General features: G+C 63.7%; 16 protein-coding genes. 1 reads left to right on the forward strand and 15 read right to left on the reverse strand.

Annotation, left to right across the window (positions count from 1 at the left end; genetic code table 11):
- Positions 1 to 11: 11 nt before the first annotated feature.
- The 12 genes from ACDK93_RS16530 to ACDK93_RS16585 all read right to left on the reverse strand — a co-directional run bounded on the left by ACDK93_RS16530 (position 12) and on the right by ACDK93_RS16585 (position 13,579).
- Positions 12 to 2,294, reverse strand: coding sequence for a carboxy terminal-processing peptidase (locus tag ACDK93_RS16530; RefSeq protein ID WP_458070070.1), 2,283 nt, complete (start codon positions 2,292 to 2,294; stop codon positions 12 to 14).
- Positions 2,295 to 2,302: 8 nt separating this feature from the next.
- The gene (gene lipA / locus ACDK93_RS16535; RefSeq protein ID WP_458070071.1) at positions 2,303 to 3,307 is read right to left on the reverse strand and encodes a lipoyl synthase; all 1,005 of its coding nucleotides are present in this window, start codon (positions 3,305 to 3,307) and stop codon (positions 2,303 to 2,305) included.
- A 9-nt stretch (positions 3,308 to 3,316) separates the two neighbouring features.
- Complete coding sequence (lipB, locus tag ACDK93_RS16540; protein ID WP_458070072.1) at positions 3,317 to 3,985, reverse strand: lipoyl(octanoyl) transferase LipB; 669 nt, start codon at positions 3,983 to 3,985, stop codon at positions 3,317 to 3,319.
- Between the two features lie 184 nt (positions 3,986 to 4,169).
- Entirely contained in the window at positions 4,170 to 4,460 is a 291-nt protein-coding gene (locus ACDK93_RS16545) for a YbeD family protein (RefSeq protein WP_458070074.1), read from the reverse strand.
- Positions 4,460 to 5,701 (reverse strand): D-alanyl-D-alanine carboxypeptidase family protein, encoded by a 1,242-nt coding sequence (locus ACDK93_RS16550; RefSeq protein ID WP_458070075.1) that lies wholly within the window; start codon positions 5,699 to 5,701, stop codon positions 4,460 to 4,462. Before ACDK93_RS16550 ends, ACDK93_RS16545 begins: the two co-directional genes overlap by 1 nt.
- 81 nt (positions 5,702 to 5,782) lie before the next feature.
- Positions 5,783 to 6,769, reverse strand: a complete 987-nt coding sequence (locus ACDK93_RS16555) for a septal ring lytic transglycosylase RlpA family protein (RefSeq protein WP_458070076.1) — start codon at positions 6,767 to 6,769, stop codon at positions 5,783 to 5,785.
- The gene (gene mltB, locus ACDK93_RS16560; protein WP_458070078.1) at positions 6,766 to 7,785 is read right to left on the reverse strand and encodes a lytic murein transglycosylase B; all 1,020 of its coding nucleotides are present in this window, start codon (positions 7,783 to 7,785) and stop codon (positions 6,766 to 6,768) included. Before mltB ends, ACDK93_RS16555 begins: the two co-directional genes overlap by 4 nt.
- A gap of 95 nt (positions 7,786 to 7,880) precedes the next feature.
- Positions 7,881 to 8,996, reverse strand: a complete 1,116-nt coding sequence (gene rodA / locus ACDK93_RS16565) for a rod shape-determining protein RodA (RefSeq protein ID WP_458070079.1) — start codon at positions 8,994 to 8,996, stop codon at positions 7,881 to 7,883.
- On the reverse strand, positions 8,993 to 10,978 hold the full coding sequence (gene mrdA / locus ACDK93_RS16570) for a penicillin-binding protein 2 (RefSeq protein WP_458070080.1): 1,986 nt from the start codon (positions 10,976 to 10,978) through the stop codon (positions 8,993 to 8,995). The genes rodA and mrdA overlap by 4 nt, the downstream gene beginning before the upstream one ends.
- Before the next feature lie 39 nt (positions 10,979 to 11,017).
- A complete protein-coding gene (gene mreD / locus ACDK93_RS16575) occupies positions 11,018 to 11,506 on the reverse strand; it encodes a rod shape-determining protein MreD (RefSeq protein WP_458070081.1) in 489 nt (162 codons plus the stop codon).
- Entirely contained in the window at positions 11,503 to 12,510 is a 1,008-nt protein-coding gene (gene mreC / locus ACDK93_RS16580; protein ID WP_458070083.1) for a rod shape-determining protein MreC, read from the reverse strand. Before mreC ends, mreD begins: the two co-directional genes overlap by 4 nt.
- 22 nt (positions 12,511 to 12,532) lie before the next feature.
- Positions 12,533 to 13,579 (reverse strand): rod shape-determining protein, encoded by a 1,047-nt coding sequence (locus ACDK93_RS16585; RefSeq protein WP_184605095.1) that lies wholly within the window; start codon positions 13,577 to 13,579, stop codon positions 12,533 to 12,535.
- Between the two features lie 283 nt (positions 13,580 to 13,862).
- Between ACDK93_RS16585 and ACDK93_RS16590 the strand changes: the two genes are divergently transcribed.
- The gene (locus tag ACDK93_RS16590) at positions 13,863 to 14,798 is read left to right on the forward strand and encodes a carbohydrate kinase family protein (protein WP_458070085.1); all 936 of its coding nucleotides are present in this window, start codon (positions 13,863 to 13,865) and stop codon (positions 14,796 to 14,798) included.
- A 107-nt stretch (positions 14,799 to 14,905) separates the two neighbouring features.
- On the opposite strand, the gene glpK is transcribed toward ACDK93_RS16590, so the two are convergent.
- The 3 genes from glpK to glpD all read right to left on the reverse strand — a co-directional run bounded on the left by glpK (position 14,906) and on the right by glpD (position 18,918).
- Positions 14,906 to 16,408 (reverse strand): glycerol kinase GlpK, encoded by a 1,503-nt coding sequence (gene glpK / locus ACDK93_RS16595; RefSeq protein ID WP_458070086.1) that lies wholly within the window; start codon positions 16,406 to 16,408, stop codon positions 14,906 to 14,908.
- A 92-nt stretch (positions 16,409 to 16,500) separates the two neighbouring features.
- Positions 16,501 to 17,337, reverse strand: a complete 837-nt coding sequence (locus tag ACDK93_RS16600; RefSeq protein ID WP_458070088.1) for an MIP/aquaporin family protein — start codon at positions 17,335 to 17,337, stop codon at positions 16,501 to 16,503.
- 84 nt (positions 17,338 to 17,421) lie between these two features.
- A complete protein-coding gene (gene glpD / locus ACDK93_RS16605; protein WP_458070090.1) occupies positions 17,422 to 18,918 on the reverse strand; it encodes a glycerol-3-phosphate dehydrogenase in 1,497 nt (498 codons plus the stop codon).
- Between the last annotated feature and the right edge of the window lie 46 nt (positions 18,919 to 18,964).

Here is an 18,964-nt window from a genome sequence, read left to right on the forward strand (position 1 = left end):
AGACGATGGCGTCAGTGCTGCGTTGCCGCCGGTGTAGAGGCAGGCGCCGCCGGGCTGGCCGACGTACCGGTCGGAGCCGGCAACGTCGTCGACAGCACCGAGTCAGTACCCTTGCCGCCGTAAGGAAGCACCTGCGCCGCCAGTTTCGGATCGGCATTGATCAGGCTGACCGCATCCGAAATGATGTGCGCGGTTTCGTTGAGCTCGACGTCCTTGGCTTTCTTGGCGTCCTTCTCTTCCTTCAGCTCGCTCTTGAGGCTGCGCTCGTTGGCATCCAGCCCATCGTCCAGCGTACTGTCCTCATCACTCTGTACCGCATCCGTCCCGTCGATGGCCTTGTGCCGCGCGCGGAAGGCAGCCTGGACTGCATCCTGCTGCTTGCGCTCGGCTTCGCGGGTGGCGAGGTTCATCGACACCGAGGTCTTGGCGCGCATCATCTTGTACTGCGACAGCTCGTCCAGCATCAGCTGCCATGCCGGCGACTTCGCCGCACGCGCGTCGTGCATCTGCTGCAGCTGCGGCAGATAGGCCTGCAGGTTGGCGACGGGCTGATAACCGGCCGGCGAAATCTGCGTCCACTTCAGTGCGTTGTCGTAGGTCGACTCGCCGTAGTCCTTTTCGTCGCCGTTCTTCGGGAACTGGATGTCCGGCGTGACGCCCTTGAGCTGGGTCGAACCGCCGTTGATGCGGAAGAACTCGGCAATCGTCATTTTCAGCTCGCCGTACTGCGGCTTGCCGTCCGGGTTCTGGCTGAAGTGGTCGAGATCGACCAGGTTCTGCACGGTACCCTTGCCGAAGGTCGGCTCGCCGATGATCAGGCCGCGGTGGTAATCCTGGATCGCTGCCGCAAAGATCTCCGACGCGGACGCCGAACCGCGGTTGACCAGCACGGCCAGCGGGCCCTTCCAGACCATGCCGGGATCCTCGTCACCCTGCACTTCGACCTGGCCCTTGGCATCGCGCACCTGCACCACCGGACCCTTGTCGATAAACAGGCCGGTCAGCGAATCGGCTTCGGCCAGCGAGCCGCCGCCGTCGTTGCGCAGATCGACGACGACGCCTTCCACGCCCTCGGCCTTCAGCTCGTTCAGCAGCTTGGTGACGTCGCGGGTGGCGCTCTTGAAATTCTTGTCGCCTTCGCTGCGCGCGCCGAAGTCGGAATAGAACGCCGGCAGGTCGATGACGCCGATCTTGTGGGTGACGCCACCGTCGGTGATTTCGATGACCTTCTTCTTGGCCGCCGATTCCTCGATGCTGACCTTCTTGCGCACGAGGGTAATGGTTTCATGCTTGCCATCGAGACCGGCGTCGGCCGGCAGAATCTCGATGCGCACGGTGGTGTCTTTCTTGCCGCGGATGCGGTTGACCACGTCATCCAGGCGCCAGCCGATCACCTCGGTGACCGGCCCCGTCGCGCCTTCGCCGATCGCCACGATGCGGTCGCCGACGTGGATCTTGCCGGACTTGGCAGCGGGACCGCCGGGCACCAGTTCATGGATTTCGGTGTAGTCGTCGCGCGCCTGCAGCACCGCGCCGATGCCTTCCAGCGACAGCCGCATGGTGATGTCGAAGTTCTCGGCATCGCGCGGGCTGAGGTAGTCGGTGTGCGGATCGGTCGAGTGGGCATACGCCGTCATGAAGGTCTGGAAGGCGTCTTCCGCGTCGAGCTGCTTGACACGGTCGATATAGCCCGAGTAGCGCTTGTCCAGGGTCTTGCGGATGTCGTCGTCATTCTTGCCGGCCAGCTTCAGGCGCAGCCAGTCGTTCATCGTGCGCATGCGCCAGATGTTGTCCAGCTCGGTCTGATCCTTCGGCCATGCGGCGTTCTTGCGATCGAAGGTGTAAGTGTCGTTGGTCGTGAAATCGAAGCCCTGCTTGAGCAGGCTGCGGGCGTAGGTCATCTGCCTGACCGCGCTCTGCAGGTAATCGTTGAACACGGCGAACGGCGCCGACAGATCCTGGTTCCAGATCGCGTCGTCGAACTTGGTCCGCATCGGCGCGAACTTGTCCATGTCGGCCTGGGTGAAGAAGACCTTTTCGCTGTCGAGCAGCTTGAAGTAGGCGTCGTAGATGCGTGCCGACATGGCATCGTCGAGCGGCTTGGCGTCGTAATGGAAGCGGGTCAGGAAGCGCGCGGAGAGCTGCGCTGCCTGGGCTTCATCAGTAGTGGCCTTGAGCGGCCAGACGGACGCCTTGCGGTTCTGCGTGCCGGCACCCATGTCGGCCGCGGATTGGGCGGCGACGCAGGTAACGGTGAGCGCGAGCAGCAGGAACAGCAGGGAACGAAATTTCATGAATTCTCTCAGGCTGACTCGGTGACACCGGCTGCATGGGCCTGCAGATCGGCGTGATAGGACGAACGTACCAGCGGGCCGGACGCGACGTGGTGGAAGCCCATCGCCTCACCGGCTTCGCGCAAAGCTTCGAATTCTTCGGGAGTCCAGTAGCGCACCACAGGATGGTGGTGGGGTGTGGGCTGCAGATATTGCCCGATGGTGATCATCTCGACGTCATGGGCGCGTAAATCCCCCATGGTCTCGATCACCTGATCCCAGGTTTCGCCCAGGCCCAGCATGATGCCGGACTTGGTCGGCACGTCCGGATGCTGCGCCTTGAAGCGCTTGAGCAGATCCAGCGACCACTGGTAGTCGGCGCCCGGACGCACTTCGCGGTACAGATGCGGCACGGTTTCCAGGTTGTGGTTGAACACGTCCGGCGGAAAATCCTTCAGCACGTCCAGCGCGCGCTCCATGCGGCCCTTGCCGCGGAAGTCGGGCGTGAGGATTTCGATCTTGATGTTCGGGCTGGCGTGGCGCACGGCGCGGATGCAGCTGGCGAAGTGCTCAGCGCCGCCGTCGCGCAGGTCGTCGCGATCGACCGAGGTGATCACGACGTAACGCAGGCGCATGTCGGCGATGGTGTCGGCCAGACGTGCCGGCTCCAGCGGATCGGGCGCCACCGGACGGCCATGCGCCACGTCGCAGAACGAGCAGCGCCGCGTGCAGACTTCACCGAGGATCATGAAGGTGGCCGTGCCCTTGCTGAAGCACTCGTGGATGTTCGGGCACGAGGCCTCTTCGCACACGGTGACCAGCGAATTTTCGCGCAGGCGCGCCTTCAGCTGCTGCACGGCATTGCCCTGCGGCAGGCGCACGCGAATCCAGCTCGGCTTGCGCAGCGTCGGCACAGCGGTATCGAAGCCCGCGCGGTTCAGCGCGATCTTGTCGTTGCCCAGCTTTTTCTCGGGAGCGCCAGCTACGACGCTGATCGGAATGCTGCGAATAGGTGTAGTGGACGTGTCGCTCATCGGCGGTACCTAGACCGCCACGCGGGCGGGGAGTTCAGGTAAAACGGGAGGGGCCAGCTCGGCATCGAAACCGAACTGGCGGCAGAATTCACCGATCAGCACCTCTTCGACGTCCGCCAGACGCGTTGGACCGCCCCAGTCTACCATCTGCGTCACTTCCAAACCCTTGTACCCGCAGGGGTTGATGCGCTGGAACGGCTCCAGATCCATGTTCACATCCAGCGCCAGTCCGTGGAAGCTGCAGCCGCGGCGCACGCGCAGGCCCAGCGCGGCGATCTTGGCCGGGCCGACGTAAACGCCGGGAGCGCCGTCAAGTCGCGCGGCGCTGATATCCCAGTGCGCCAGCGCATCGATGATCGACTGCTCGATCTTGTTGACCAGCTCGCGCACGCTCACGCCGACGCGGCGCAGGTCGATCAGCGGATACGCGACGATTTGCCCGGGGCCGTGATAGGTGACCTGCCCGCCGCGATCGACCGGCACAACCGGAATATCGCCCGGCACCAGCACGTGCTCCATCTTGCCGGCCTGGCCCAGGGTGAACACCGGATCATGCTCCAGCACCCACAGCTCGTCGACGGTATCGGCCACGCGGTTGTCCGTAAACGCACTCATCGCCCGCCACACCGGCTCATACGGCTGGCGGCCAAGGCGACGAACTTTCAGCGGCAACGACATGGGGGGCCTGATGATGGGGAACGGGGAACGGGGAACGGGGAACGGGGAACGGGGAAAAGATCAGGGGCAAAGGACGAAGATCAAGAGCCTAGTCGAAAACAAAGCTCAGCTGTCCGGGCAATCACGAAACGAAGCCATGCACTGAAGCTGTGAAAAACAATCGTTCCCCGTTCCCCGCCACTCCTCACATCGTGTACCGAATATCCGGATTCGCGCGCAGCGCCGCGTGTGCCGCTTCGTACTGCTCGCGGCTCTCGCAGCGGATGCTGACGGTAACGGAGACGAAGTTGCCCTCGCCGGACTGCCGGTGCCGCACGGTCTCGTGGAACACGTGCAGGCCGGCGCGCTCGAGCAGCTGCGGCACATGGGTGGGCAGGTTGGCGCTGGCCTTGCCCACGGCGGTGATTTCGAACTCCCCGGGAAACTGGAAGCCCTTGCCTTCCTGCTTGGCCTTGCTGAAGTCGATCGGTTCCATCACTTGCTACCTGGGGCGGGTTCACTGGTGGTCTTGCTGCTGTGGAACCAGAGCAGGATGCTGTCCCACAGACGGCCGAAGAAGCCGCACTGCGGCGCGTCGTTGAGGGCGATCAGCGGAATCGTCTGCACCGGCTGGTCGGCCAGCGTCACGCGCAGCGTGCCGACCTGCTGGCCTTTCTTGAACGGCGCGATCAGCGTGGACGGAATATCCATCGTCGCCTTGAGCTTGTCGTAATCGCCGCGCTTGACGGTGACCTGCACGTCTTCGGCTACGCCGATCGGCAGCTGGTTCGCCTCACCCTTCCACAGCCTTGGCGTGGCGAGCGGCTTGCTGGCGTCGTAGAGCTTGTGCGTCTCGTAGAAGCGGAAGCCATAGCTGAGCAGGGCCATCGCCGAATCGGCGCGCGCCTTTTCGCTGCTGGCGCCCATCACGATGGCGATCATGCGCGAGTCGCCCTGTTTGGCCGAGGCGGCGAGGCAGAAACCGGCGGCGGCGGTGTGGCCGGTCTTGATGCCGTCCACGCTCGGGTCGCGCCATAGCAGCGTGTTGCGGTTGCCCTGCTTGATGCCGTTCCACTCGAACTGCTTGATCGCCGAGATGGCGTAGTCATCCGGGAAATCGTGGATCAGCGCGCGCGACAGAATCGCGATGTCGTGCGCGGTGGTGTAGTGGTTGGCGATCGGGTAACCGGAGGCGTTCTCGAAATTCGAGTTGACCATGCCGAGCTGCTTGGCGTAAGCATTCATCAGGCCGGTGAAGGCATCTTCCGAGCCCGCGGTGTGTTCGGCCAGCGCGATCGCCGCATCATTGCCGGACTGGATGATCAGGCCGTACAGCAGGTCCTTCAGCGGCACCTGACTGTTGAGCTTGAGAAAGCTCGTGGAACCATCCGTGCCCGCACCGCCGCCGCGCCAGGCGCGTTCGCTGATGGTCACCGGATCGGTCATGTGCACCTTGCCGTTGGCCACCTCGGCCGAAACCACGTAGTCGGTCATGATCTTGGTGATCGAGGCCGGCTCCACCCGCAGGTCGGGATCTTTCGAAGCGAGGATCTGACCGGTGGCGTAATCCATCAGCACCCAGCTTTTACCGTCCACATCCGGCGGCGGCGGTACCGGGGCTTCCGGCACCACCGGGCGCGGCACCGGCGACGGACGCGGGGGCGTCTGCGCCACGGCAACGCCGAGCAGCAATGTCAGGGCAGCAAAAGGAACCAGGGTGCGGCGCAAAAAATTCATCGTTGTCAGTTGTCCAGTCTTTGGATGACGAGGCCGCGCGGGCGTCGGCATGAAGCAAGCAGAAGGGGTTGAAATATTCGCTCAGTCTACCGCGACACGCGGCCGCGGCAGACCCATATTGGCGATCCGATCGCTAACCTGATCGGAGCTGTCCACGTCCGGCAGCGGGCCGAGCCGCACACGATGCACCGTGTGGCCGCCGATTTCAGCATCCATCACCTGCACCGGAGCAAAATTGGCCGCACGCAGCCGCTGCGCGACCTGCTCGGCATTGGCCGGGTCGGAGAATGCACCAACCTGAAGATAGATGCCCGGCAGCTTGCCGGGAGGCGCGGCGGGCGGCGGCGGTGGCAGGTCGTGCAGCGGCTCGCCCGGATCGATGCCGCGCACCTCGACCAGCCCGGTACCCTTGGGCCAGACACCGATTTTCACCGCCGCCACGTAGGACAGATCGATGACCCGGTCCTCGTGGAACGGCCCGCGATCGTTGACCCGAACGATCACGCTCTTGCCGTTGGCCAGATTGGTGACGCGCGCATAGCTCGGCAGCGGCAGCGTCTTGCTGGCCGCCGTGAAGCTGTACATATCGTAGTTTTCCAGGCTGGAGGTTTTGTAGCCGTGGAATTTGCTGCCGTAGAACGAGGCGATGCCGCGCTCGACATACCCGCGCGCCGATGGCAGCACGGTGTAAGTGCGTCCGAGCACGGAGTACGGTGACTTGTTGCCGTACAGCGCGCGCGGCTCGACCTTGGGCACCGGTTCGACCAGGTTGCTGATATCCGGCGGCGGACCGTTCGGAATGCTGTCGTCGCTGTCGCGATAGCGGCTGCTCTGGGATTTGCTGGTGTCGTCGTTGACAGCGCTGCCACTGCGGTTGCTGCGCGCGCTGCCGTTGCCCGAAGCCAGGGGCGACGATGGTGGCGGCATCGCCCCGACGCTGCGCGGTGCGCCGCGGCTGGGCCGGGCCTTCGAACCGCTGCAGCCGCTCAGGAGTAGAGGCGCCAAAAGCATTGTCGCCATCAGGGCGATCGCCGCGTGCCGTGCCGGAGCGCCGCCCCTTTTGATCATTGCGCCGGATCCGCCTGCACTCCGGCGGCGATCGCCTTGGCCAGCTGATCGACCGCCATCGCGTAAAGCGGACTGCGGTTGTAGCGCGTGATCACGTAGAAATTCGGAAAGGTGAACCAGTACTCCGGGCCATTGTCGCCCTGCAGGGTCTGCAGGCTCACCGGTTGCCCCGGACTGAGCGGCTGCAGCGGCGCATAGCCCCACGCTTCGAGCTGTTCCAGAGGCCACTGCGGTTGGGCATCCTTGACCGCGATCGGCTTGGGCGCGGCATCCGGCTGGGCGCGCATGGCGACCTCGCCGCCGCTGACCCAGCCGTGCCTGGCAAAATAGTTGGCGACGCTACCCAGAATATCGGGCAGCGAATTCTTCAGGTCGATGTGGCCATCGCCATCCTCGTCCACCGCGTAATCGCGGATGCTCGAAGGCATGAACTGGCCCCAGCCCTGCGCACCGGCATAGGAGCCGGTCAGCGTGTCAACCGGACCGCCCAGATGGCTGTCCGGCAGCTCCAGCAGCGTCTTCAGCTCGCCGCGAAAAAACGGCGCGCGCGGCGGGTAGTACAGGCCCAGCGTGACCAGCGCATCGAGCACCTTGTACTTGCCGGTGATGCGGCCGTAGAACGTTTCCACGCCCACGATCGCCACGATGTATTGCGGCGCCACGCCGTACTGGCGGCCGATCTGCTCGACCAGCGCGCGGTGCTCGCGATAGAAGGCGATGCCGTCGCTGATGCGCTTGTCGGTGAGGAAGATCGGCCGATACTCGCTCCAAGGCTTGGCCTCGGCCGGCCGGCCCATCGCGTCGAGAATGCTCTGCTTGCGCTGCGCCTTGTCGAGCAGCGCATTGAGCACCTGCGGACTCTTGCCGGTGTCGCGCGCCACCTCGCGCACCAGCGCATCCTGGCCTGGATGCATTTCGGCGTGCGCGGGCGACAGTGCGGTGATCGCCGACAGCGTCAGCGCAGCGGCGAATCGAACAGGGGACGAGGTGAAACGCGACGCGGGAATGGAGGGCATGCAGAATAGTCTTTGGCGTTGAAGCAGCATCGTCGAGAGCCTAACACGCGTGCGCGGCGGGCTCGCCGCGCTGCATGCTTTCGCCAAGCCGGCGTTCACTCATGCATCTTGCGGTTGGCATGGATCGACATCAGCACGCCAAAGCCCACCAGCAGCGACACGGCCGAGGTGCCGCCGTAGCTGATCATCGGCATCGGCACACCGACCACCGGCAGCATGCCCGCCACCATGCCGCCGTTGACGAAGACATAGACGAAAAAGCTCATGCCCAGCGCGCCGGCCAGCAGGCGCGAATAGGTGTCGCGCGCTTCCATGGCGATCCACAGGCAGCGGCCGATGATGAAGGCGTAAAGCACGATCAGCGCGATCACGCCGACCAGGCCGAACTCTTCGGAAAACACCGCAAAGATGAAGTCCGTGGTGTGCTCGGGCAGAAAGTCCAGCCGCGACTGCGTGCTCTGCTGGAAGCCCTTGCCGAACATGCCGCCGGAGCCCACCGCGATCTGCGACTGGATGATGTGCCAGCCGTTGCCCAGCGGATCGGATTCGGGATTGAGCAGGGTCAGCACGCGATCGCGCTGGTACTGGTGCAGAAAATGCCAGGCCACCGGAATCATGCCGCCGACGGCCGCCACGATCAGGCCGATGCGCCACCACGCCATGCCCGACAAAAACAGCGCGAACGCGCCGGCGGCCGCCACCAGCAGCGCGGTACCCAGATCCGGCTGCTTGGCGATCAGCGCCACGGGAATCGCTATCAGCAGGCCGACCACCGCGCTGTCTTTCCAGCTCGGCGGCAGCTGGCGCGGATGCAGATACCAGGCGACCATCATCGGCATGGTCAGCTTCAGCAGTTCGGACGGCTGAAAGCGCATCACGCCCAGGTTGAGCCAGCGGTTGGCACCGCGGCCTTCGCCCAGCACCGCCACCACCACCAGAAACGCGGTGCTGGCCAGGTACAGCCAAGGCGTCCAGTTGCGCAGCATCGACGGCGGTATGCGCGAAATCAGCAGCAGCAGCGCAGCGCCGAGCACGAAGCGCGCCGCCTGCCCGCCGACCATCGCCATGCTGCTGTCGCTGGCGCTGTACAGCGTGACCAGGCCCACGCCCGCCAGAAGAAACAGCGCGGCTGCCAGCGGCAGATCGATACGCGGCCGGGTGAGAATGCGGCGAAGAAATCGCTGCAGGCGTATCGTCATCGTGTCGATCATGGGCCGTCTCCGCTGCTGGAGCTTTCTACCGGTGGCGCTTCCACGGATCGGTCCTCCACAGGCAGATCTTCCACTGCCGCGCTGCCGGTTGGTGCAGGCAGTGATTCGTACGGCAGCGGCGTGTCGGACGGTGTCGGATTGACCTGCGTCGCCGCCCAGCTATCGAAAATCTTGCGCACGATCGGGCCGGCATCCTTGGCGCCCCACGCACCAGCTTCCAGCAAAGCGGCAGCGGCAATTTTCGGACTGTCGGCCGGCGTATAGGCCTCGAACCAGGCACGGTGGCGCGCGGCCAGGTGGGCGTTGCTCTTGTTGGTGTCGTAAGCATCCGACGTGCGCGAGAAGCGCTCGGCGGTACCGCTTTTGCCCGCGATCGGGAACGGGAATCCATCGTTGATACCTTTGCCGGTACCGCCGGTAATCACCGCGCGCATGCCCTCGTTGATCACGCTCCAGTCCGATGATTTCTGGATCAGCGAAGGACCGCTGGGCGGATTGGGCAACATCTGCGGTCGTGCGTCACCGCTGGCGCGCGTGGCCATGACCAGTCGCGGCAGATACGGCGTGCCGTGTCCCGCCAGGGTGGCCACCGCATGACCAAGCTGCAGCGGCGTTACCTCCCAGTAGCCCTGACCAATGCCGGCGATCACCGTCTCACCGGGAAACCAGCCCTGTTTGCTGTGTTTGGCCTTCCATTCGCGCGAAGGCAGCACGCCCTCGCTTTCACCGATCAGATCGATGCCGGTCTTGCTGCCAAAGCTGAAGCCGCTCATCCACTTGCTCAGCCGGTCGATGCCGAGATCCAGGGCAAGTTTGTAGAAATACGTGTTGGTCGACAGCTCGATCGCGCGCACCATGTTGACCGTGCCATTGCCGCCACGCTCGTCATCGCGATAGCAGCGCTTTTGCCCCGGCAGACAGAACTCACCCGTCGACAGCACAGTGTCCTGCGGCCGGCGCACACCGTACTCGAGGCCGCCCAGCGCCAGGAATGGCTTGACCGTGGAGCCCGGCGGGTAAGCGCCTTTGAGCGCCCGATCAAGCAGCGGCTTCTCGGCATTGGTGGTCAGCGCGGCGTAGTCGGCCTGCCCAATGCCGTTGACGAACAGGTTGGGATCGAAGCTGGGCACGCTGACCATCGCCAGCACCTGGCCGTTGCGCGGATCAATTGCCACGGCCGCGCCGGGTCGCCCATCGAACGCCGCCATGGCGGCCTTCTGCATGCGCACGTCGATGCTTAGATACAGATTCTCGCCGGGGGTGGGCGGGATGGTCTTCAGCACACGCTGGGTCTGCCCATCGGCGTTCACCTCGACCAGCTCGTAGCCCGGCTTGCCGTGCAGCACGTCTTCGTAATAGCGCTCCAGACCCGTGCGCCCGACGTGGCTGGTGCCCTTGTAGTCGTCGGGATCGAGCCGATCCAGATCATTGGCGTCGATGCGGCTGACGTAGCCGACCACGTGGGCAAACAGCGGACCGAGCGGATAGTGGCGCGTGAGATACGGCACCACGGCGACGCTGGGAAAGCGCCACCGGTTGACGGCGAAACGGTCGATCTCGTCCTCGGTCAGATGCAGCTTCAGCGGCACGCTGTCGAAGCGCCGGCTCTGCGAAAGCTGCTTCTTGAAGGCGTCGACATCGTCCTTGCCCAGCGGCACCACCGTACCCAGTTCGGTCAGCATCGCCTGCATGTCCGGCACTTTTTCCGGAATCACCTCGAGCCGGAACGCCGGCACGTTGTCGGCGAGCAGCACGCCGTTGCGGTCGTAAATCAGCCCGCGCGCGGGCGGAATCGCGCGCGGCTTGACGCTGTTGTTGGTCGAGCGCGTCACGAACTCGTCGTGATGGGTGACCTGCAGAAAATGGAAGCGCGCCACCAGCAGGCCGAAGCTCAGCAGGATCAGCACAAAGCCCGCCACCGCGCGACGCCGGAACAGCGCGCTTTCGCCGCGGGTATCCTTGAATGATCGCCTGAGCTTCATCGATGCAGCATCACGTTGGCGGACGGATCGCAGCGCATCTCACTGGATCCGCAGGCGTGCGCGCAGATCGTCCAGCAGCAGGAACAGGAACGGCCACAGCAGCGCGCCGACGAACGGCGAAATCCACCAGCTCGCCGGCGGCAGCGAGGCGCCGGACAGCACGCGTACCACCAGCAGCAGGATGCGGTCGTTCAACAGCAGCGCCAGCACGGCCAGGGTCTGCTGCCACATCGGAAAAAAACGCAGGCGCGAACGGAAGCGCAGCGCGATGAATACCAGCGCACAAAGGCGCATGGCCTGCTCGCCCAGCACGACGCCGTTGAGCAGATCGGCGGTCAGGCCGAGCGCAAAGGCCATGCCCAGCGTCACGCGGTCCTCCGACTCCAGGCACCAGTACAGAAGAATCAGCGCGGGCCAATACGGCTTGAACGGCTCCAGCACGCTCGGCAGCGGCACCAGCATCAGCAGCAGCGCGAGCGCGAGCGTGCCGATAAACCACCAGCGGCTCAGCCGCTGCTGCCGGCTCACGGTGGCGCTCCGCTGCTGCTATCGGCTGGCGCGGGCATCGCCGGCTTTTTGACGAAGGCACCCGACTGGCTGGACGCTGCCGACACGGGCGCCGTCTGCACGGGTGGCGCTAGATTCGCGGGCGGCCCCATCGGCGTAGCGGGCGCCGGCGGGCCGTCCGGTTCGGCCTGATCGTGCAGCAGCAGCACGTCCTCGCTGCGGTCGATATCCGCCGCGGGGTCCGCTTGCGCCATCTGAAACATGCCGGTGGGGGACGGTGCCACCGAACGCACCTCGCCAACCGGGAAACCAGGCGGGAAACGCCCACCGAGACCAGAGGTCAACAAGTGATCGCCGGCACGCACGTCGGCCGCCAGCGGGATATTCGGCAGCGTCAGCTGGCCGCCATCGGTCGAACCGTAAGCCACCGTGCGCAGGCCGGAGCGCTCGATCGTGACCGGAATCGCGTGCGATGGATCGGTGATCAGCATGACGACCGAGGTGGTCGGCAACACTTCCTTGATCTGGCCCATGACGCCGTGTGCATCGATGACCGGCTGACCGGCCTTGACGCCGTCGCGCGAGCCCACGTTCAAGGTGAGCTGATAACGATACGCGCCCATGTCGACGCCGATCACGTGCGCCAGCTGCACGTTGAGTTCGAGGCTGTGCTGGGTATCGAGCAGCTGCTTCAGACGCTCGTTCTGCACCGCCACCGCGCTCATGCGGTTGAGCTTGGCATTGGCCAGCAGAAGGTCTTCGCGCAGGCGCTGGTTCTGTTCGGTGAGCCGCTCGCGGTCGGCAAAGGCCACGCTGGCGGTACGAACACCTACCGCCGGCAGGCCGGCCAGCCGATATATCGGCTCGATCACCGTGGAGGCCGTGTACCGGAGCCGCCACAGCCAGCTGTTGCGATGGTCGAGCACCATCAGCACCATGGTCAGCGCAAGATAGAAAATCAGGCGCAGCGTGCCGGCCGCATTGCCGGCGAACAGAGGCGAGGATTCGTCGCGCGCGCGCGCCATGGCCGCCCCTGACTACCGCGTATTATTCGGGTGCGAAGAAATCGCTGCCGTGCTGATCGATCAGCTCCAGCGCCTTGCCGCCACCGCGCGCCACGCAGGTCAGCGGGTCATCCGCCACCTGCACGTGCAGGCCGGTCTCTTCGGAAATCAGGCGGTCCAGATCGCGCAACAGGGCCCCGCCACCGGTCAGCACGATGCCGCGCTCGGCCACGTCGGAGCAAAGCTCGGGCGGCGTCTGCTCCAGCGCCGATTTCACCGCCGCCACGATGCCAGCGAGCGGCTCGTGCAACGCTTCGAGGATCTCGTTGGAGTTGATGGTGAACATCCGCGGCACGCCCTCGGCGAGGTTGCGGCCGGAAATTTGGATTTCCTTGACGTCGGCCTGCGGAAAGGCGCAGCCGATTTCCATCTTGATCCGCTCGGCGGTGGATTCGCCGATCAGCGTGCCGTGGTTGCGACGCACGTAGTTGATGATGGCCTCGTCGAAGCGGTCGCCACCGACGCGCACCGACTGCGAGTAGACGATGCCGTTGAGCGATATCACCGCCACTTCAGAGGTACCGCCGCCGATATCGAGCACCATGGCGCCGCGCGCCTCGTGCACAGGGATGCCGGCACCGATCGCGGCGGCCATTGGCTCCTCGATCAGGAACACGTCGCGCGCACCAGCGCCTTCGGCCGATTCCTTGATCGCGCGGCGCTCTACCTGGGTCGAGCCGCAGGGCACGCACACCAGCACGCGCGGGCTGGGGCGCAACAATCGCGACTTGTGCACCTGCTTGATGAAGTGCTGCAGCATTGCCTCGGTCATGGTGAAGTCGGCGATGACGCCGTCCTTCATCGGACGCACGGTGGCGATGTTGCCTGGCGTGCGACCGAGCATGCGCTTGGCCTCCGTACCCACCGCGGCAATGGTGCGGGGACCGCCCGGGCCGCGGTCCTGACGAATCGCCACCACCGAAGGTTCGTTCAAAACGATGCCCTGACCGCGCACATAAATGAGCGTATTGGCCGTGCCGAGATCGATGGAGATGTCGTTGGAAAAGATCCCGCGAAACTTCTTGAACATGGGTCCGCCGTGGGTCGGCTTGGCTAAAAAGTAAGCTCGCCAGTCTAGTCAGCGCGCCCCCCATGCGCAAGAACATTAACGTTAAGAAATCCTTGTACAACACGGCGATAAGCGCGATTCCTGTGCCTGAAAGTGAGTTTTCGTCACTCGCTAAGTGTCGCCATCAGCGGCGTATGGCAGTACGATTCGAACTTTGGCCGGCGCCGGATGGCCCGGTTCCCGTCGTCCGCCGCTGCGGCGTCGTTTCCAAGCGTTCGACCCATCTGAGGGGCACCCGCACATCATGTCTGCCGTTATCTGCGGATCGCTGGCCTACGACACCATCATGGTGTTCCAGGACCAGTTCAAGAACCACATCCTGCCCGACCAGGTGCACATTCTGAATGTGTCGTTTCTGGTCCCGCGCATGCGTCGAGAGTTCGGCGGCTGTGCCGGCAATATCGCCTACAACCTTAAGCTGCTCGGCGGCGATCCGCTGCCGGTGGCGGCGGTGGGTCAGGACTTTGCGCCCTACCGCGAGCACATGCAGCAGCATGGCATCAATCTGGCGGGCGTACGCGTGTTCGACGATCAGTTCACGCCGCAGTGCTTCATCACCACCGATCTGGACAACAACCAGATCACCGCGTTCCATCCTGGCGCGATGTCCAGCGCGCAGGAAAATCACGTCCGAGACATCGACGATATCGATTTCGGCATCGTGGCTCCCGATGGTCGCGAGGCGATGCTGCAGCACGTGGACGAATTCGCGGCGCGCGGCGTGCCTTTCATCTTCGATCCAGGCCAGGCGATGCCGCTATTCAACGGCGACGAGTTCCGCGCGATGATCGAAAAGGCCACCTACGTGATCGTCAATGATTACGAATCGCAGCTGCTGCAAACGCGCACCGGCTGGAGCGCTGCGGAGATAGCATCGCACGTCACGGCCTACATCGTGACCCACGGACCACGCGGCTCGGTGATCCACGTCGACGGCGAAACGCACCAGATTCCACCGGCGCGCGAGCGCAAGATCGTCGATCCGACCGGCTGCGGCGACGCGTATCGCGCCGGATTGATCTTCGGCATCATGCGTGGCCTGGACTGGCCCACCATCGGCCGCATGGCTTCGCTGATGGGTGCCCTGAAGGTGGAACATCCCGGCACGCAGAATCAGCGCTTCACCTACGAGGAATTCGCGGCCGAGTTTGCCGATCAGTTCGGTTACGCGTTCAGCTGACCTTTCCATGTGGACACATGGTCAATAAAAAAATGGGCGGCGTATCACTACGACGCCCATTCTTTTTCCAGCGTATGATTTTTAAAAGTAACGCGCCTCCATTCGCCTTACGCTTTGACTTTGAAGCCCATCGTCGCCTCAACCGCCTGCTTCCAGCCGGCATAGAGTTTTTCGCGGTGATCTTCCTGCATGGCCGGCTCGAAGCGCCGGTCCACTTTCCAGATTTTGGCAATCTCTTCGCGGCTGGACCAGAAACTGGTGGCGAGACCTGCGAGATACGCCGCGCCCTGCGCCGTGGTTTCCTGGACTTCCGGACGCAGCACCGGGATGTTGAGAATATCGGCCTGGAACTGCGCCATGAAATCGTTGGATATCGCACCGCCGTCGGCGCGCAGCTCCTTCAGCGGAATGCCCGAGTCGGTTTCCATCGCGGCCAGCACGTCACGCGTCTGATAGGCCATCGACTCAAGTGCCGCGCGAATGAACTGCTCCTTGGTCGTACCGCGCGACAGGCCGAACACGGCGCCGCGCACATCGCTGCGCCAGTAAGGCGCCCCCATCCCAACGAATGCAGGGACGAAATACACGCCGTCGTTGTCCTTGGCCCGCTCGGCGTAGGACTGCGAATCGCTGGCCTTGCCGAGCATGCGCAAACCGTCGCGCAGCCACTGCACCACCGAGCCGGCGACGAAGACGCTGCCTTCCAGCGCGTACTCCACTTTTCCATCGATTCCCCACGCGATGGTGGTGAGCAAACCATTCTTGGACGCCACCGCTTTCTCGCCGGTGTTCATCAGCATGAAGCAGCCGGTGCCGTAGGTATTCTTGGCCAGACCAGGCTCGAAGCATGCCTGCCCGAACAGCGCGGCCTGCTGATCACCGGCGACGCCGGCAATCGGCACTTCTCGACCCAGCAGATACTGCGGCAGCGTCGTGCCGTAAACCTCGCTGGATGAGCGCACCTCGGGCAACATCGCGCGCGGCACGTCGAGCATCTTCAGCAGCTCGTCATCCCAGTCCTTCGTGTGGATGTTGAACATCAGCGTGCGTGACGCGTTGGTGTAATCGGTGACGTGCGCCTTGCCGCCGGTGAGATTCCAGATCAGCCAGGTGTCGATGGTGCCGAACAGCAGCTCGCCCTTCTCGGCTTTTTCGCGCGCCCCCTCGACCTTGTCGAGGATCCACTTCACCTTGGTGCCTGAAAAATAGGCATCGATCAGCAAACCAGTTTTTGACCGGACCATGTCTTCGTAGCCATCGGCCTGAAGCTGATCGCAGACTTCGCGCGTCTGCCTCGATTGCCACACGATCGCGTTGTAGATCGGCTGACCCGTCGCCTTGTCCCACACGACAGCCGTTTCGCGCTGGTTGGTAATACCGATGCCGACGATGGATTCGGCACTGACCTGGGCGTTGTTGATCACCTCGGTCAAGGTCACCAGCACGCTGGTGAGGATTTCGCGTGGGTTGTGCTCGACCCAGCCCGGCTGCGGAAAGATCTGGGTGAACTCACGCTGTGCGGTGCCGACGACCTGGCCGTCGTGATCGAAAAGCATCGAACGCGAGCTGGTCGTGCCCTGGTCAATGGCCAGGATGTATTGCTTGCTCATGGAATTCGCCTCACATGGTCGAAATGATGAAGAGCGCTAGCGGGCCTAGTCGCCACGATTGGGCGCGATGGCTGCAGTTGATCGCGAAAGCATTACTTGTGCAGTGCGCCTCCCGACGCAGCCATCGCTGCACGTTCTTCTTCTGCAGCGCGCACGCGCGCCGGAAGGAACGGACGGATCAGGCACTGATAAGCGCCGCCTCCGATTACGCCACCAATCAGCGGCCCGACGATGGGTACCCACCAGTAGTTTCCGGGGGACGGGAAGGCCGCGGTATTCCATCCGGCCAGATAGGCGAAAAGGCGCGGCCCGAAGTCGCGCGCGGGATTCAGCGCCCATGCCTCGAGGTAGCCCATGCATGAGCCGATGATGGCGACCAGCAAGCCGATCATTACAGCACCGGAATTGGCCATCGGCGCCATCTCGTTGTACTGCTCGGTGATCGCGAAGATGCCGAACAGCAGCAGGGCGGTGAGAATGATCTGATCAAGCAACGCATGCATCGGCGTGATCGCCAATCCCGGATGGGTGAAGAACACGCCGGCAGCACCGCCGGCTTCGCGAGTCAGATGCTGGGTAGCGTTGAAATGATCAATCACCGGTCCGAACAGCACGTACACGATGGCGGCGCCGGCAAAGCCGCCGACCACCTGCGCCAGCCAATACGGCACGACTTTCTTCCACTCGAAATCGCGGAATATGGCGAGCGTCAGCGTCACCGCGGGATTCGCGTGCGTGCCGGAGACCGAGCCCGTGGCATAAATGGCCAGCGTTACTGCCATACCCCAGGATATGCACACGCCCCAGTAGGCGTTTTGGTAAGGGCTGGGATCGTAGAGCGTGTACATCGCCGCCACCGAGTCGCCGAAGGCGATAACGATGAACATGGCTATCGCTTCGGAAATCAATTCACCTGTGAGTTTGCGCATCTCGCTTCACCTTTTGATTTTTATGCCGCATGGTTGCTGACGCGCAGCGCGCGCAGCCTACATTGGCTCGACAAGCACGCGAATTTATCGAGCGGAAATCCTGGCGAGATAGGCGGTCAGTCTCGCCACGTCGTCAGGGCCGACGCGCAAACCGAGCTTGCTGCGTCGCCAGAGAATGTCCTCGGCCTGAGTGGCCCATTCGTGCCGCACGAGGTAATCGACTTCGGTCTGGTAAAGGTCGGCTCCGAAATGTTCGCCGAGTGCGTCCAGTCCGCTGGCATCGCCGAGCAAATCGCGTGCGCGCGTGCCGTAGTTGTGCACCAGCCGCCAGGCCATGGTTTCGGGCAACCACGGGCGACTCGCACGCAGGTCGTCAAGCAGCGCATCGATATCGGATTCACCGCCGCCAGGCAGTGGACGGGCAGTAGCGGTCCAGGCCGGCTCTGCGTTGCCCAACGCCTCGCCGAGCAGATCGAGCGCTTCTTCGGCAAGCTTGCGGTATGTGGTGAGCTTGCCGCCAAACACGTTCAACAGCGGCGGGCCGCTGCTGCTGTCCAGTTCAATGTGATAGTCGCGCGTCACTTCGGAGGCGTTACCGCTCTTGTCTTCCAGCAGCGGGCGCACGCCGCTGTAACTCCACACGACATCGGCCGGCGTCAGGTTGCGTTTGAAATAACGATTGGTCGCCTCGCAGAGATAGGCCGTTTCCTCCTTGTCGATGGCGGGATGCGCTGGATCGGTCTTGTACTCGATATCGGTAGTGCCGATCAGCGTGAAATCGCGTTCGTAGGGAATGGCAAAGACGATGCGGCGATCGGGCTGTTGAAAAATATAGGCATAGCGATGATCGAACAGCTTGGGAACGACAATGTGACTGCCCTTGATCAGGCGCAGCGCATGGTCGTGTTTGACCTTGGCGATATCGTCGAGAAAGCTCGCTGCCCAAGGACCTGCCGCATTGACGAGGGCGCGTGCGCGAACGATGCGGCGGCTGCCGTGGCCGGATTCAAGCTCGACGATCCAGTCCTCGCCATCGCGCTTTGCGCTGACGCAGCGGGTGCGGGTAAGGATTTCCGCGCCACGATGCGCAGCGTCCATCGCGTTGAGCACAACCAGCCTTGCGTCCTGCACCCAGGCATCGGAGTAGACGAAGCCGACGTGAAATTCATCGCGCAACGGGCCGCCGACCACATGCTTGCTGAAACGAATGCGGCGCGAGCCTGGTAGCGTCCGTCGTCCGCGCCCCAGATGGTCGTAGAGGAATAGACCGATCCTAATCATCCACGCAGGACGCAGGTGCGGTTGGTGCGGCAACACAAAGCGCAGCGGCCAAATGATGTGCGGCGCCGCCTTGAGCAGCACTTCGCGCTCCGCCAGCGCTTTGCCGACCAGCGCAAACTCGAACTGTTCCAGGTAGCGCAGCCCGCCGTGAATCAGTTTGGTGCTTGCGCTGGAAGTGTGCGAGGCGAGGTCATCGCGCTCGCAAAGAAGCACCGATAACCCTCGACCAACCGCATCACGCGCGATACCGACGCCATTGATGCCGCCACCGACCACCAGTACATCGACCCGCTCCACCATATGGCACTCCAAGACCTCAAAACCAGGCGACGAATGCACGAGCATT

The organism is Rhodanobacter sp. BL-MT-08 (genome assembly GCF_054161255.1).